At 50.1% G+C, this 15,993-nt stretch carries 12 protein-coding genes, 1 tRNA gene and 1 riboswitch; of the genes, 8 read left to right on the top strand and 5 right to left on the bottom strand.

Features of this window, described 5'->3' with window-relative positions:
• Positions 1–258: 258 nt before the first annotated feature.
• Genes RW092_RS17510 through RW092_RS17500 form a run of 3 tightly spaced genes read left to right on the top strand, consistent with a single transcriptional unit; the run spans position 259 to position 1,315 of the window.
• Positions 259–645, top strand: coding sequence for a hypothetical protein (locus RW092_RS17510; protein ID WP_316010814.1), 387 nt, complete (start codon positions 259–261; stop codon positions 643–645).
• Positions 635–991, top strand: a complete 357-nt coding sequence (locus RW092_RS17505) for a hypothetical protein (RefSeq protein ID WP_316010813.1) — start codon at positions 635–637, stop codon at positions 989–991. Before RW092_RS17510 ends, RW092_RS17505 begins: the two co-directional genes overlap by 11 nt.
• Before the next feature lie 3 nt (positions 992–994).
• Positions 995–1,315, top strand: coding sequence for a hypothetical protein (locus RW092_RS17500; RefSeq protein ID WP_316010812.1), 321 nt, complete (start codon positions 995–997; stop codon positions 1,313–1,315).
• Between the two features lie 235 nt (positions 1,316–1,550).
• Here RW092_RS17500 and RW092_RS17495 read toward each other — a convergent pair whose 3' ends face one another.
• The 4 genes from RW092_RS17495 to RW092_RS17480 all read right to left on the bottom strand — a co-directional run bounded on the left by RW092_RS17495 (position 1,551) and on the right by RW092_RS17480 (position 3,994).
• Complete coding sequence (locus RW092_RS17495) at positions 1,551–2,699, bottom strand: helix-turn-helix domain-containing protein (RefSeq protein ID WP_316010811.1); 1,149 nt, start codon at positions 2,697–2,699, stop codon at positions 1,551–1,553.
• A complete protein-coding gene (locus RW092_RS17490; protein ID WP_316010810.1) occupies positions 2,677–3,351 on the bottom strand; it encodes a hypothetical protein in 675 nt (224 codons plus the stop codon). The genes RW092_RS17495 and RW092_RS17490 overlap by 23 nt, the downstream gene beginning before the upstream one ends.
• A 199-nt stretch (positions 3,352–3,550) precedes the next feature.
• Positions 3,551–3,623, bottom strand: a tRNA-Thr gene (locus tag RW092_RS17485).
• 71 nt (positions 3,624–3,694) lie between these two features.
• The gene (locus RW092_RS17480; RefSeq protein WP_028538103.1) at positions 3,695–3,994 is read right to left on the bottom strand and encodes an MTH1187 family thiamine-binding protein; all 300 of its coding nucleotides are present in this window, start codon (positions 3,992–3,994) and stop codon (positions 3,695–3,697) included.
• A gap of 335 nt (positions 3,995–4,329) precedes the next feature.
• A riboswitch (cobalamin riboswitch) is annotated at positions 4,330–4,582 on the top strand.
• 170 nt (positions 4,583–4,752) lie between these two features.
• Here RW092_RS17480 and RW092_RS17475 point away from each other — a divergent pair.
• The 5 genes from RW092_RS17475 (at position 4,753) to RW092_RS17455 (ending at position 13,643) form a co-directional block, all read left to right on the top strand.
• A complete protein-coding gene (locus RW092_RS17475; protein ID WP_316010809.1) occupies positions 4,753–6,729 on the top strand; it encodes an anaerobic ribonucleoside triphosphate reductase in 1,977 nt (658 codons plus the stop codon).
• Complete coding sequence (gene nrdG / locus RW092_RS17470; RefSeq protein WP_028538105.1) at positions 6,726–7,244, top strand: anaerobic ribonucleoside-triphosphate reductase activating protein; 519 nt, start codon at positions 6,726–6,728, stop codon at positions 7,242–7,244. The genes RW092_RS17475 and nrdG overlap by 4 nt, the downstream gene beginning before the upstream one ends.
• Positions 7,245–7,392: 148 nt before the next feature.
• A complete protein-coding gene (locus RW092_RS17465; protein WP_028538106.1) occupies positions 7,393–9,726 on the top strand; it encodes a ribonucleoside-diphosphate reductase subunit alpha in 2,334 nt (777 codons plus the stop codon).
• A gap of 693 nt (positions 9,727–10,419) precedes the next feature.
• A complete protein-coding gene (locus tag RW092_RS17460; protein WP_016313657.1) occupies positions 10,420–11,451 on the top strand; it encodes a ribonucleotide-diphosphate reductase subunit beta in 1,032 nt (343 codons plus the stop codon).
• 182 nt (positions 11,452–11,633) lie between these two features.
• Positions 11,634–13,643 (top strand): Na+/H+ antiporter, encoded by a 2,010-nt coding sequence (locus RW092_RS17455; RefSeq protein WP_316010808.1) that lies wholly within the window; start codon positions 11,634–11,636, stop codon positions 13,641–13,643.
• A 69-nt stretch (positions 13,644–13,712) separates the two neighbouring features.
• Here the strand turns inward: RW092_RS17455 and RW092_RS17450 are convergent.
• Positions 13,713–15,993: beta-mannosidase (locus RW092_RS17450; RefSeq protein WP_316010807.1), on the bottom strand; the 2,281-nt coding region annotated here is incomplete at its 5' end.

Genomic DNA, 15,993 nt, shown 5'->3' with positions numbered 1-15,993 from the left:
GAATTCCTTTTAATTATGCTCAAAACACCCTGACTTTTTCAGGGGAAACTAATTAACTGTTATGTTCGCTTTAATGCAACTAATAAATAAACGTTGCTTGAGTCTGCAAAATATACATTTTACATCAATCATCGAATAAGCACTCTTTATTCTGCCTAGTGCATTATGGTATAATTTGGTTGACAAGTCATGTTCAAGTTTGATAATTTAGTGCTAATGTCTCATTAATTGAGTCTAAGAAGAGGTATAGAGGTACTTATGAAAATTAGAACATTTCTTACTTGTGAGGACATAGATATCCCTAAAGAAGATTCAGGTGGAACCATTATTATTAAAAACATGATGTCAGGAATCAGGGTTAGGAAACTCCCTTCAAAAGAAAGCATCATTGTTTTGATTACATTGGATGAACCTTCCTCTCATGAGGTTGAATTGCATGTAGCAATGCTTAATAGTAAAGATAAATTCCTTTCTGAATGGAAAAAGAAACTACCTCCACAACGTGATGCTTTTGCTTTCAGACTAACCACTGATTTCCACCAGAGTGGAAAACATTTCATTAAAGTTACTGCAGATGGTGATTTTTTAGGTAAGTATCCTTTTGAGATCCTTTTGCCGGAGGAGGATGATCAAGGTGAGCAGTAATAAAACAGGAGTTATTACATACACTGGAATACAGGATTTAGAAAATGCGATATCTGGAGATTCAGTTGCCATGGCCTTTCGCTTACCTACAACTGTTACTTCTCTAACGAAGAGCAAGAATAAATCGTTAGTAATTCCAACTACTAAGGGTGGTGTTACTATGATGACAGGGGTAAATATTAAGAAAACTGGTGCAGTTCTGCTTCTATTACTTGCATTAGGTACTATAATAGCTTCTTTGTCAGTTAATAACTCTTTCTCAATGCCAGGGGCGGTTATAATAGTTTTCTTCAGTATACTTATTGCTTTTCTATTTTGGACAGATGATAGGGAAAGAAAGGTGTAACCATTGACCGATGCACCTTTAGGAGAAAACTCAGCAAATACGCAATCCTCTGCCGCCTCAGAAGGAAAGAAATTTCAGTTTTTTGATTTGTTTGGTCTGGGAAAGTTAATGGATAAGTTACCGTTAACTAAATTAACCGCAAGAATGACTTATTCAGTTGTGTTTTCTGTGATACTCTTGGGTGTAACAGCTTTCATGTATTTCAGAAAAAGTGAACCTGCGGACTTCCCCACTGCTTGGGACGTGAGGGGAATTATCTTTCTTGTTGTTATTGTATTCTTTGTAGGTATTTGGGACAAGCTGATTCCAAGCAAGGAAACCTAATTTACAGAAGAACCTTGTTACAACATCAAGGTTCTTCTTAGTTATAGATTCAAAAAGAAATCCTAGTTAAAATTAATTTCTCCGAAAAAGACTTCTAGATCCTCAAAACTTAACGGCCTCTGATTTTTAAGTATTCGTCAAATACTGTAGGATGATTTCAACTACAAGTGCTTCTCTGGAATTTCACTCCAATATTTCGTCAAATTTTAAGATCCAGGTTCAATAATATGCTGAATTATTTTATTCTAACAAGATTAGTTTTTTGTATAGAACTAAAAATTGATTTATCGTAGACTAATACATCTAACAACTCTTGTTCTCTTACTCCAGTTTGAAATGATATCTGTGACAACGATGTATTCATTCTTTCCGATAAATACTTAATCGCATGTGCCAGTAATTTGGGAGTTTCAGGTACAATTTCATCATCAAAAGGTTCCTTATGCCTCCACTTTTTTCTGCTGATTTGTTGTCGCAAGTAAAGCGCGTATTCTGGAGTAAAAAGCTCTAATTGTTCAGCTCTATAAATTATAGCTTGAACTGAAACAAGCCAATGCTTCTTAAGAATTAATAAATAGTCTAAACCAAGCGATGATAAATCTTTGGTTAAGCCACTTTCAGGAAGTAGCAAAGCTATGCCTAGCCTATTTGCTTCATATTCTATAATCTTAGTTATCTCTTTTTTGGCCAACGTTTTTTTTGAGTACTTCAAGTGTAGTATCAAGTGGCCTAACTCATGTGCTATGTTAAACCTTAAGCGTACCGCTGAAGTAATATCTTTGTTTAATATAATATAGGGCACATCATCAATTATGACAGAACAAGCATCTATCCCTTGGTGATTTAAGTTTAGAAATACTATATAAATGCCCATTTTCTCGCATAAAGCTGTTAAATTACTTATTGGTCCGTCAGATAAACCGAATCTCTTTCGTATATTTTCTGCTATCGTTTCTATTTCAATATCAGATGTAGGAGTGAATACATCTGGTTTAACCTGCTTTAATAATGTATGATCAAAAGTTGGCATTTTAACTTTTGATCTAATATTCTTTACGACGAGATCAATAAGTCCGATTTGACTCTCTGTTTGATCTTTATATTTTTTAGCCACACTCGCTTTACTTCTATAAATAAAGGTATTTTTGTATACATCTTCCTTGATTTCGGAAGAAAAAAAGAAAGAAGGCTCAAAACGCAAAATCTCAGCTAACTTGCTTAACATTTCCAAGTTAGGAGTAGCCCTATTCTTTTCGTACTTAGATATTGACTGATGGCTAACATTCGCAAGTGAAGCAACTTCCTCTAGAGTCATATTTCTTATTTTTCTAGCTTCTTCAAGTTTTTTTCCGTTAAAAACACTATGATGTCTGTCTTGAATCATTGGCTCCCTCTCCTTCAGCATAGCGCTGAAATTCTTCGAAAGTAAATTCATCGATGGTTTCAATTTGAGATTTAGGGTAGAAGCCTTCAACAACTCTGTACTCTTCAAGTAATTGGATAGATGCCTCCATATCTCCTCGTGAGTTAGGAATTCCTAAATTCACAAAACTAGGAATACTAGTTTGGTATCCGTGATTCATTTGAAAGTACTTCTGAGAATCGTAAGAAATATGTGCCCCTTGATCACTATCTACATCGATGTAACTTTGGATTGGTTTAATTAAGCGATCCCTACAAAATGCCTTACGGGCACATTGGTTTTTTGATTTAACTTGATTAATATGAATCAATACATCGTTATTATATAGTTCAAGGAATGGATGAGAAAAGTTAGAATTAAATTTAATCCGATAATTTAACGGTATCTCCCCATTTTTTATGGCTTGAACTATAAAAAATTCAACTGCTACGTTCTTAATTTCAGGAAGCAGCCGTTTTTTTCCTCTCACGCTCTTAAAGATAGAGGTATTGCTTAGTAAAATATCTGACCACTTATACGCATCAACAATTGCCTGACACATGCGTGATCTAATAGACATTGGAATATATGTGTCGATAATATCTCTCGGTTCAGGATTAATTACAATCAGCACAACAACACCCCTTTATGTATTTGCAACCATTTTACAATTCGATATATATTTTTGCAACCCAAAGAATCAAATCTATTATTGATTACCTAGTTCAATCCCCCAATCATTAAGGAATGAGATGTGGGCAGACGATCACCCTTCTTTAGAAAAAAAGCGCCCCCCGAAAACCTCGGAGGGCGCGTTACGCTTGCATATCAGATGCTGGTGAAGGGACTCGAACCCCCGACCCACGCATTACGAATGCGTTGCTCTACCAGCTGAGCTACACCAGCAGGTTCGTTTTTAGCGAACAAAATTTATTATACCGAGTTTTAAAAATAATGCAAGCGCCAATTTCAAGAAATTATAATTTCTCGCGCACCGAGCGCAGCTTCTGCTCCGAGGAGCTGGCTTTGTCGCGGCGATCATCGATCTTGATCGAGGTCGATACCCGGCCGGCACCGGACTGGAACGGTGCTTCATGGATCGCGCGAATCGCAGCAAACACGTCGTCTAACGATCCTTCAATAATCGTACTCATGGAGGTCAGGGTAAAGGTGATGCCCTGCTGCTTCTCCAACACCCGATGCAACTCGGCTACATAAGCGCTGAGGCTGGTGCTCCCCGTCCCGATCGGAATGACGGTCACTTCGGCGATAGCCATACTCAGTCCCCTTCTTTCCTTGGTCATTGGATTAGTTTGAATCCTTTAGATCCCTAAGCTATTTTTCGTCCGATAACTTTATTCTAACCAACCCCGCTCCTGAAGATCAACCGAACCCGTCGGCTAAATTTCCAGGCCATCCCCAAAACTCACATCCCCTGTAAAACGTCGTCTAGTCCTACAGTCCCAATTATAAATGTTCACATTTTTCATCCGTCCCCCGCTCTCCGCATCATTGTGCGGACCGGAGGTTTTCACATCGTTTTCAGTCAGTTTTCAATGGGAAAATCCCATTTACAAACACAACATCTTGGGCTATCCTTAGATTAACGCAACAAAATATAGTGTGAACGGGTGATCCGGCGGACGATCCGCCGGAGCTTAAAAGGGAAGTGCGGTGCAAGTCCGCTGCGGTCCCGCCACTGTAATCGGTAGCTGGGTACTAAAGACAGGCGTTCCGCCTATATCGTCTGGAAGACCCAGCCGTTGACTGACGAAATGCCACTACAGCTTAATGTTTGATGAGCTGCGGGAAGGCGTCAGCAACGTTCCGAAAGCCAGGAGACCTGCCCGTTTGAAAGACACCGACGGAAAACCTGCGAGGATCAGGGATGGTGTCCGCTTGCCGCCGAAATGTTGGGCCTTGATTTGGTCTGTCCATCTTTTTTGCAGTGCATTCGGGCATGTCTACCTCGTTGGTTGGACATGCTCTTTTATTTTTGAACTAAAGCTCGGTTTACAGGGAGGAGAAGTGTGTTATGGCATGGGTAAGCCAGACGTATACCGGCCGGGACACCTTGCTGGATGAAGTGATTCGAATGGGCGAGGAAATCGTCCAGAGCCGCAATCTTGAGGTGCTGCGTGAGAACGCCAATTTAAACGGAGAGAGCTTCTCCGGCAAGATGAGCAAATTCGGCAGCGAGTATTCTAAATGGTATGCAAGTCATTTCGTACTGCCAACTCGCTTGGTCCAGGCGATTCAGGATAATATCGTGTATGTTCACGACTTGGATCAGTATGCTCTTGGCACAACGAACTGTATCTTTATCCCGTTTGACAAGCTGCTGCGCAGAGGCTTCAACACCGGCAACGGCAGCGTACGCCCGCCAACTTCGATCATGACGGCGATGGCGCTGGTAGCGATCATTTTCCAATCCCAGCAAAACTCCCAATACGGCGGCGTGTCCGCCAATAAGCTGGACTTTGATCTCGCTCCGTACGTAGCCAAATCGTTCGCCAAGTACTTCCGCAAAGGGCTGGATTATTTCGAGGAGGGCGACGCGAACGCTGATTTTGGTGATATCACCATGGGCCGCAGCGATCTGAAGAAGCAATATCCTAAGGCATTTAGCTATGCGCTCAAGGAAACCAAAAGTGAGACGTTCCAGGCAGCCGAAAGCCTGATCCATAATCTGAACACGATGTCGAGCCGGGCCGGCGGGCAAATCCCGTTCACCAGCATCAATTACGGCACATGCACCTCACCGGAAGGACAGTTGGTCATCGACTCCCTGCTTACGGCCACGATACGCGGGCTCGGTCATGGGGAAACGCCGATATTCCCGATTCAGATTTTTAAATGTAAGCAAGGCGTCAACCAAAATCCGGGGGAACCTAACTATTCCCTGTTCCTGAAAGCGGCGGAATGCTCGGCCAAACGGCTTTATCCCAACTTCGCCAACCTGGATGCTCCGCTGAATCTGATGTACTACGATCCAACGGATCCGGATACGGAATTTGCGACAATGGGCTGCCGCACCCGGGTGTTGGCGGATCGGTTCGGACGCAATCACCTGTCTGGCAAAGGCAATCTTTCCTTTAATACGCTGAACCTGGTCAAGCTCGGCTTGAAGCACGGCATTGCGTTGGGACACCGCCAAGAACCCGACGAGCGCGGCTTCTACCGCGATCTGACTCACTATATGAATATCGCCCTTGAGGGATTGCTGCATCGCTTCTCGATTCAAGCTTCCCAGAAAGCCAAAGCTTCCGATTTCATGATGCGGGAAGGCGTCTGGGAAGGCGGTGAACAGCTGGCACCGGACGATCAGGTCGGCGAATTGCTGAAGCACGGCAGCTTGTCCATCGGGTTCATCGGGCTGGCCGAATGCATGAAGGCGATGTATGGGAAGCACCACGGTGAGGATGAAGCCGTGTATCAGAAAGCTTACGACCTGATCGCATACATGCGCGACTATTGCGACGGCCAAAGTGAAATTCACAATCTGAATATCACGTTGTTTGCGACCCCGGCGGAAGGGCTGGCCGGCAAGTTCACCAAACGCGATCGTGCGGTCTACGGCCCGCTGCCCGGGATTTTGGACCGCGAGTATTACACGAATTCGTTCCATATCCCGGTCTATTACAACATCAGTGCGGCGCGAAAAATCGAGCTGGAAGCCAAATTCCACGGGCTGTGCAACGCCGGAGCGATCTCTTATATCGAGCTCAACGGCAATGCCCGCAACAATCCGGAGGCATTCCTGAAGATCGTGCAATACGCTCTGCAGCAGCAGGTCAGCTATTTTAGCATTAATCATCCCATCGACCGCTGCTCGGCCTGCGGCTTTGAAGGGATCATTGGGGCAAGCTGCCCTTCCTGCGGCAGCCATGAGAACGAAGTGCATATTCGCCGATTGCGCCGGGTGACCGGCTATCTGACCGGCGATTATCAGACACGGTTCAACCCCGCCAAACAAGCGGAGGTTCGTGACCGGGTGAAACACGACGCATGAACATTTGCGGCTATTATCCGGAGTCCATTAATGAAGGACCCGGCATGAGGGCAGCGATCTTCATCAGCGGATGCCGCCATTATTGCAAGGGCTGCTTCAGTCCAAAAACCTGGAGCTTCGATTACGGGGAACCGTTCACGTTGGAGCGGGAAGCGGAAATCATTCATGACATTAAACATAATCCGTTGCTCAGCGGGCTTACGATCCTTGGCGGTGACCCTTTTTTCTCCGCCGCCGAAGTGTGCGGCTTTATTGATCGGCTAGTGGCGGAAGCCGGGCCCCTATCCATCTGGATTTATACCGGTTATACGTTGGAAGAATTAATCGAACACCCCGGCTCCCCGGAATATGAACTGCTGCGGCGCTGCGAGGTGCTGGTTGACGGAAGGTTCGTGGAAGAGCTTCGCGACCCTTCCCTGCTCTACCGGGGCAGCTCCAATCAACGGCTGATCGATATTCAACCCAGCCTGCAGCAAGGACAAGCCGTGTTGTGGGAGCCTAGGTTCACTTTTTAAACGGATTGATCTTATTCCTTCTGAGCGCAACTTGATTGCGCCCCTTTTTCAGCAAATATCTGCAATTTGAACATTCAAGATTTGGGGTAACGCCCCCCATCTGCAGTATTGATCCTACCTTAATATATGGAAAGTGAGGATTTATCTCATGCCTACTCTAGTGACCAAACCCAATAACCGACAGCTTGCGTTTGACAGCGAGCGTCTGGGCGTCTACGCCGATCGAATTTTGCAAGGATTACATAACGTCAATAAAGAGCGCCTGCTGCGCGGCGTCCATGCGAAGCTCCGCCGGGATGTGGTGACCGGGGAAGAAATCAGCAATGCGTTCACGATGTCCGCACTGGAGCTGGTCAGCAAAGATGAGCCGGATTGGAAATATGCAGCGGCTCGCTCCCTGCTTACCTCTCTGTATAAGAAAGCAGCGGTTCATCGTCGCTACAAAGCCTATCCAGAGCAACCTTACGGCTCGTTCTATCACCTCATCACCGAGCTCTGCCAGCTGGGCATTTACCGCGAGGAGCTGCTGGAGTGCTATACGAAAGAGCAGATTGAAGAGCTGGGCCGCACGATTGACCCGTCCTGCGACCTGCTGTTCGACTACATCGGCCTGCTCACGCTGACGGAGCGTTACCTGGCGACCGACTTCGACGGACGGACGATGGAGCTGCCGCAGGAGCGCTACATGGTCATCGCCATGTACCTGATGCATAAGGAGCCGGAAGAGAAGCGTCTGGAGCTGGTGAAGGAAGCGTATTGGGCGATGAGCAACCTGTATATGACTGCGGCGACGCCAACGATGTCCAATGCCGGTAAAAAAGTAGCCGGCCAGCTCTCCAGCTGCTTCATCGATACTGTCGACGATTCCCTTGAGGGTATCTTCGACTCCAATACGGATGTAGCCCGCTTGAGCAAAATGGGCGGCGGCATCGGCGTTTACCTCGGCAAGGTCCGCGCGCGCGGCTCGGACATTCGCGGCCACAAGAACACCAGCTCCGGCGTAATCCCTTGGATTCGCCAGCTGAACAACACCGCCGTCAGCGTCGACCAGCTGGGAACTCGTAAAGGTGCGATTGCGGTTTATCTGGATGTTTTTCACAAAGATATTCTCGCCTTCCTCGACTTGAAGCTGAACAACGGTGACGAGCGGATGCGCGCGCATGACGTCTTCCACGGCGTATGCTTGCCTGATCTGTTTATGGAGGCGGTGGAGGCCCGCGGGGAATGGCATCTGTTCTGCCCGCACGAAGTGAAGAAGACGATGGGCTGGAAGGATGAGAACGGGCGTGCGTTGGGGCTGGAGGATTTCTATGACGAGGAGCTTGGGAAAGGCAGCTTCCGTGAAAAATACGCCGAAGCCGTGGCCCACCCTACTCTGTCACGCATCACGATGCCAGCGATTGATATCATGAAGCGCATCATGAAATCGCAGCTTGAGACCGGCACACCGTACATGTTCTACCGCGATACGGTAAACCGTGCGAACCCGAACCGCGCGCATGGGATGATTTACTCGTCCAATCTGTGTACGGAGATTATGCAAAATCAATCGCCAACCGTCGTCGAGCAAGAGGAACTGGTGACGAAGGACGGACAAACGCGGATCGTCGTGTCCAAAATCCCGGGCGATTTCGTCGTCTGCAACCTGAACTCCATCCACCTGGCCCGCGCAGTACCGGCCGGCGTACTGGAGCGGTTAGTACCGATTCAGACGCGGATGCTTGATAACGTTATCGACATCAACAATATTGAAGTGCTGCAAGCGCAGTATACGAACAGCCAGTATCGGGCGATCGGGCTCGGCACGTTTGGCCTGCACCATCTGCTCGCGCTCGAAGGCATCCGCTGGGAATCCCAGGAGGCGGTGGAATACAACGACGCGCTGTATGAAAAGATCAACTACCTGTTAATCCAATCCAGCATGGAGCTGGCTAAGGAAAAAGGCAAATATCCGAAATTTGCCGGCTCCGATTGGGAAACCGGGCAATACTTCGAATCCCGCGGTTACGTGGACGGCTCCCGCGAAGGCAAATACGTGACAACCGAGCAATGGCGCGAGCTGCAGAAGGAGGTGCGCGAGAACGGCGTTCGCAACGCCTGGATGTTCGCCATCGCCCCTAACGGCTCAACCTCGATCATTGCCGGCTCGACCGCCAGCATCGATCCGTTGTACGAGCTGCTCTCGTATGAAGAGAAGACGACGTACAAAATCGCCAATCCGGCACCGGACCTGTCCGAAAAAACGATCTGGTACTACAAGACCGCGTTCCTGATCGATCAGCATTGGTCGATCGAAATGGCCGGTGCGCGCCAGCGCCATGTCGACCAAGGTCAGAGCTTCAATCTGTACGTACGGCCGGACATTCGGGCTGCCGACTTCCTCGACCTGCATCTGCATGCTTGGAAGGCCGGGTTGAAGTCGACGTATTATGTGCGGAGCCGGGCGTTGACGATTGAGGAGTGCGAAAGTTGTGCCTCATGAGGTACTCAACCCTCCCCACCCCTCCCTTACCGTAAGGGAGGGCGCCCGAGGGCCTGCTGCCCTCTGGTCTCCCGCAAAGGGGAAGAACGTGGGAGAGCAAGAGGCGCTCCTGCGCGCTCTCCCCTATCGGGGATTCGCTGAGGTTGGCTCGTGGAACGCTTTTCCCCCTTCGGGTACGTCTTACTTTGGGCGCTCCCGAGTGACCTGGAAAACCGTGCTGCTCAGGACTGCTGCTGTCGGCGCACCCGGGCGGCATATGTGCAGTGAGCCGCTTGTCGCCCTTCGGGCCCGCTCTACTGCAGTGCTCCTGCGGGGCGGGGACTGCGACTGCGGCGGTACATGGTGCTGCTCCGTGCGTAACCGTCGTTGTCCCCTTCGGGGATGCACTTACTTTTGGTGCAAAACGAGAAAGCTACCGGGGCGCTTTAGGCGGAACTTCGTGCCGGGAGGCGTTGTCCCTTCGGGATGCACTTACTTTTGGCGCAAGACGAGGGAGCAGCAAAGGCGCTTTGAGCGTAACTGCGCGCTTGGAGACGCTATCCCCTGCGGGGATGCGCTCACGTTTTGAACATATATACATGCGGGTATGTGCCAGAGGGTGAAATGATTCTGGAGAAACGCCGGCAACCTGATCTCGCAATACCCCCATCCCATGTACAACTTACTCAATAAAAATTAAGGAGCGAAAATCCCATGCAACTTCAAACGATTTTTAATACCGAAGCCCCCAACAAATCTACGCGCATCATCGGCGGCGAATGCTCAGGCATCCTGAACTGGAACGACATTCGCATGCCGCATATGTACAAGCTGTACAAGGTACTTCTGCTCAACCACTGGATCGCCGACGAGATCCCGATGGCCAAAGACGCGCAGCAATTCGCCCTGCTCGATCCGGAAGAGCAACGTACCTTCAAGATCAACATCTCGCTCTTGGCGGTGCTCGACTCAATGCAGACGATGTTTGTCGGCGATGTCAAACGTTACTTCACCGACTCCTCGTTGGAGGCGATCTCGGCGATCATCGGGCAGCAGGAAGTCGTCCATAACCAATCCTACTCCTACGTGTTGTCCTCGATCGTGTCGGAGCAGGAGCAGAAAGAAATTTTCGAGTATTGGAAGCACGATCCAGTGCTGCTGGATCGCAACAAATTTATCGCGAACATCTATCAGAACTTCCGTGATGAACCTACGCCGCAATCGTTTTTTGAAGCGCTGGTAGCGGATCTTATTCTGGAGGGCATCTTCTTCTATAGTACGTTCGCATTCTTCTACAATCTGGCGCGGGACCAAAAAATGATGGGCACCAGCCAAATGATCTCGTACATCCAACGGGATGAGAACCAGCACTGCTACTTCTTCGCCGAAGTGTTCAAGCAACTGCTGATCGATTATCCGGAACTCAACACGAAGGAAAATATCGATTACGCCTATCGCACAATCGACAAGGCGGTCGAACTAGAGACGAACTGGGCGCACTATACCTTAAAAAATGTCCCTGGCATCGACTTAAACGAATTGTCCGATTACATTAAGTACATCGCGAACAAACGGCTGACGTTGATGGGGCTGGACAAAGCCTATGAAGGTGTGGATATCAACTGCATGCCGTGGATCAAGCCGTTCTCCGATGAAGCGCTGAACGCGACGAAAACGGACTTCTTCGAAGCGAAATCTCGCAACTATGGCAAGGTCGGCGACGACAACGGGTTCGATGACCTGTAATTCCTTGCTCTGATTAAGTGAAACGGATCTATGGCTCTTCCGCATCGGCTGCGGAGGAGCTTTTTTTTGCAGAAAAGTTTGTCTATTTAAATTCGGTTTAAAAAAGCAGGATATGCTATAATCATTACCATCCTAAACCATTGGCCTAGTGCCCGAAACACATTCGGAAGGACGTTGCTTGCATGGATTTGCTGATTACGGTTATCTTGCTGCTCATCTGTCTAGTGGTATCCAACATTATCAGCCACTACATCCCAATGATCCCAACTGCACTGACTCAAATCGCCCTTGGGATCCTCATTGCGTTGGCCTACAATGAGTTCTCGCTCGAACTTGAAACGGAATGGTTCTTGCTGCTCTTCGTAGCGCCTCTGTTGTATAACGACGGAAGGTACTTCCCCCGTGACCAGTTATGGAATATGCGCGGAGCGATTCTGGGGAATGCCATCATCCTCGTCGTATTAACTACGTTGGGGGGCGGTTACCTCATTCATGCCGTCATTCCTGACATTCCGCTCGCTGCCGCGTTTGCGCTGGCGGCGATCCTCTCCCCTACCGATCCAGTGGCGGTCAACGGGATCGCCAAGCGGATTCATATCCCGGAGAAGGTGCTGAATCTGGTCCGGGGGGAATCGTTGATCAATGATGCCTCCGGCCTGGTCGCTTTTAACTACGCGGTTGCGGCGGTTGTGACAGGTTATTTTTCCCTGAAAGAAGCGTTGTTTGACTTCTCCTATATGTTCGTGGTCGGGGCTTTGCTTGGTTTCGTGCTCAGCTTGGCGATGGCCTGGATCCGGTTCTCCCTGCTCAAACAAGGGATTAAGGATACGACGCTGCACTCGCTGCTGCAAATTCTCACGCCGTTCCTGATCTTTATCGTGACGGAGGAATTCCTGCATGCTTCCGGCGTTATTGCCGTTGTTGTCGGCGGGATCGTGCATTCACTGATGCGAGAGCGGACGGAAACGATGCTGGCCGAGGAGCAATTGTTAACGGAAAATATTTGGTCCACCCTGCTGTTCATCCTGAACGGGGTTGTCTTCCTGCTGCTCGGTCTCAACATCCCTTCATCCATTCAGGATACGGTCGCTAACCCGAATATTAACAATGTGCTGGCGATTGGGTACGTGCTCATTGTTGGGGTTGGCATCTTGGGGATTCGCTTTATCTGGTCGCATCTATTTGCCATTCATGATTACAAGAAAGGCAAAGGGGATAAACCTACAGCGAAGTCCAGCCTGATGCTGACCTTGACCGGGGTTCGCGGCGCGGTTACGATGGCGGGGGTCCTGTCTATCCCTTATGTCGTAGCCAGCGGCGGTCCGTTCCCGGAACGGTCGTTGATTCTGTTCTTGGCCGCGGGCGTGATCTTGTTTACGTTGATCGCAGCAACGATCTTTTTGCCGATGCTTAGCAAAGGGGGAGCACCCGGCGAAGATGACAGCCCGTTCCTCGATTACAACGAAGCTCGGACCCGCGTGTTGCGCGTGGCGCTGAACAAGATCAAAGAGGTCATGGACGACGACAACAAAGTCGCAGCCTACCAGCTTATGGATGAGTATAGCCGGCTCCTTAAGCCCGCTTTGGATCAATGGGGAGCCCAGCGGCTGGATCGGCCAGAAATGCTCGGAAAAATCACCGAACTGCACCGGGCCGCACTTAAGGTAGAACGCAACTACATCCAACAAGCCGTCCAGGAAGGCAGCATCGATAAAGAGATGTATGAAACCTTCGAGAAGGCTTTGGATCACCGGGAAGAGAAGCTGTCGCAAAGCGGAAGCTCCCGCTTCTTCTTCCTGGTCGGCACGACCGTCCGGGATTTCCGCCGGGCGAGACGGAAATACAAAGATGACAACTTGAAGGCCGTAGGGAGGGACATTCACCTGAAGGCCTTGCAAGCAGCACTCGAATATTTACAGGGGTTGAAAAAGGGAGACGATTCCGACAACATCGTTCAATATGTCATCCTGGATTACAAGCGTGCCATCGCACGTCTGAAAGGTTCCTCAAGTCCCTTCAACGAGAAGACGGAAGCGCAGAAGGAAGAACTGCGGCTGATCGTAATGGATGCTGAACGCGCAGAAGTCAACCGGATGTTCGAAAATGGCGACATCAGCCGAGAGCAAGCCCGGGAGCTGCGCAGAACGATCAACCAAATCGAGGGCATCACCCTCTTCGAGCACGAGGAATAGCCAAAAACACCTCCACAAATGTGGAGGTGTTTTGGGATGCTGTCGCAGCGGCTCGCCCCGCCGACCGCCTTAACGCTTGCCCAGCCAGGCGGCGGCGTTCAGAGCGCCAACCCGCAGCGCTGCCCAGGGCAATGGCAAGCCGTCCGGGTGCCGGAGGCGCACCGTCCGACTCTCGCCCGGCAGCAGGTCGAAGTAGTTGTCGCTGTAACGGACCCCGCCCAGCGGCAGCTCCAGCTTGACCAGCCGGGCGGCTGCCCCGCCGGAGGCGGTGACCGTGACGGTCTGCTCCGCTTCGTCTACCTGCACGTCCAGTTCAGCCGCTGGCAAGCGCAGCTCCTTTGGATCGCGCAGATAATAGCGGTTCACCGGCGCGCTGAACCCCGCAGCGCTCAGCTCCACCAGCACCTCTTCCGGCGCCAACCCCGCCAGCGCCTCGGCCTCTTCCAAGCGCCCAAGCCGCACCGCGGTTTGCGGCGGCACCACAGCCGGAAGCGTAAACTGACGAATCCCCCCGTCTCTCGTACCTTCCGCCGTTTTGGCCGCACCCCCTTGCTGAACCAAAGGATGAACCGTTACAATCATGGTTCCCTCCAGCTGCTCCAGCGTATCGTTCACGACCCACACGTGCAGCGGCTCGCCCGGTTCATGCTCCAGCGACAAGAGCACCGGATGAAAAAACGTCTTCCCATAATAATACGAAGCTTTCGGCAACAGCTCGTAATCAATCATCGACCAGCTCATCCCCGGCCAGCTGTCGTTGAGCTGCCACACCAGTGCACCGCTGTTCCGGTGACGCTGCCGACGATAATGTTCGATCCCGTATTTCAGCCCCTCGGCCTGCGTTAACATGGAGAAATTCATGTACTCCTCGATATCCCGCGGAATTCCGGTATAGCCCTCCATGAGCAAAATCCCTTTACGATGATTCGTATCCTTATTCCGGTACGCCATTTCGGCGCTTCCCCAAGTAAACTGTCCCTCCGGGATGTTCTTCTCCAGCGTATACCGGTTTGCGGAAGCGTGCATGCCAAACTCGCTGCTGAATAAGGCAAAGTCTTGTTTGAAATTTTTGAACGTGACCCCTTGGATGCTGTAATCCAATAGCGGCTTCTCGCCCTGCATACGCGGATACACCGACCCGTGCCATACCTGCCAGTTATGACGGTCCCCCTGATTCGGATCATTGGCATCATACCCATCCTGCGCCCCGTACGGTGACGAAGGCCAATACGGTCGATACGGATCCAACTCAGCCAGCAAGCCGGGAATCAGTTCATGATAAATCGATACTCCATAAAAATCCCCGGTAATCTCCCCGCCCGCCGACTTCATGTCATACAGCCAATCGATTTCGTTATTGCCGCACCAGAGCGCCAGCGAAGCCCGATTCCGCAACCGCTTGACGTTATCGATAATTTCCTGGCGCACATTGTCCATAAAGTCATGGTTGAAGTCCGGGAACAACGCATTGGCAAAAGCGAAATCCTGCCATACCAGCACCCCGCGCCGATCGCACTCCTCGTAAAAAATCTCTTTCTCATAAATGCCGCCCGCCCATACGCGCAGCATGTTCATATGCCCCTCCACCGCCAGTTCAATTAACCCGCGGTACGTCGACTCCGGAATCGATCCGATCAGATGATCTGCCGGAATCCAATTCGCTCCTTTGGCATAAACCTTAATGCCATTAAGGATAAAGGCAAATGACGGACTGCCGTCCGGTTGCTCAAGCGATAATTCCAACGTCCGTATACCAAAGGGCTGCTCGTAACGGTCAACCTCTTCATCCCCGACCAGCAGCGTCACTTCCAGCGTGTACAAATAAGGCTCGCCCAAGTCATGCGTCCACCACCGCCGCGGATTGGCGACGCGCAGTTCGGCCGATGCGGCCCCTTTGGTACGGATTGCGTTCGGGAAAGCTTGTCTTAACGCGGCTTGTCCACCTATAAGGGGCTGCTCTGCATCCAGCATCGAAAGTGTGGCCGACGCAACCTCCCCGCCTTCCGCATCCAGCAAGCGGAGGGCAGCAACCGCCGCCGTCCTGGAGCGATAAGCCTCCACTTCGGCGCTGATCTGAATCACCGCCTCCTCTGCCGTCGCAGAGATCGTCGCGGCATATACGCTTGTCAGCTTCGCCAATCTGCGACGCTCCAGTCGAACCGGTCCCCAGATTCCAGTCGTGACGATGCGCGGCCCCCAATCCCAGCCAAAATTCATCGCCGCCTTGCGAATCCATGGCCGCTCCTTCGTATACGAGTCCAGCGGTATGATGTCAAGCTGTTGATTTAATCGAATTGGAAATTTCCCGTGCCTGTTGAGCGCGGAGTCACGAAAAAAGGGCGCATCAAAC

The organism is Paenibacillus sp. 3LSP (assembly GCF_032465655.1).
GTDB lineage: Bacteria > Bacillota > Bacilli > Paenibacillales > Paenibacillaceae > Fontibacillus > Fontibacillus barengoltzii.
The sequence above is the reverse complement of the archived record's forward strand: the minus strand, read 5'-3'. Positions and strand labels throughout refer to the sequence as shown.

What these genes read in the sequence shown, in the direction of transcription:
- RW092_RS17510 (WP_316010814.1), top strand. Translation starts at nt 259, where the DNA reads ATGAAAATTAGAACATTTCTTACTTGTGAGGACATAGATATCCCTAAA.
- RW092_RS17495 (WP_316010811.1), bottom strand. Translation starts at nt 2,699, where the DNA reads ATGATTCAAGACAGACATCATAGTGTTTTTAACGGAAAAAAACTTGAA.
- RW092_RS17480 (WP_028538103.1), bottom strand. Translation starts at nt 3,994, where the DNA reads ATGGCTATCGCCGAAGTGACCGTCATTCCGATCGGGACGGGGAGCACC.
- RW092_RS17475 (WP_316010809.1), top strand. Translation starts at nt 4,753, where the DNA reads ATGGCATGGGTAAGCCAGACGTATACCGGCCGGGACACCTTGCTGGAT.
- nrdG (WP_028538105.1), top strand. Translation starts at nt 6,726, where the DNA reads ATGAACATTTGCGGCTATTATCCGGAGTCCATTAATGAAGGACCCGGC.
- RW092_RS17465 (WP_028538106.1), top strand. Translation starts at nt 7,393, where the DNA reads ATGCCTACTCTAGTGACCAAACCCAATAACCGACAGCTTGCGTTTGAC.
- RW092_RS17460 (WP_016313657.1), top strand. Translation starts at nt 10,420, where the DNA reads ATGCAACTTCAAACGATTTTTAATACCGAAGCCCCCAACAAATCTACG.
- RW092_RS17455 (WP_316010808.1), top strand. Translation starts at nt 11,634, where the DNA reads ATGGATTTGCTGATTACGGTTATCTTGCTGCTCATCTGTCTAGTGGTA.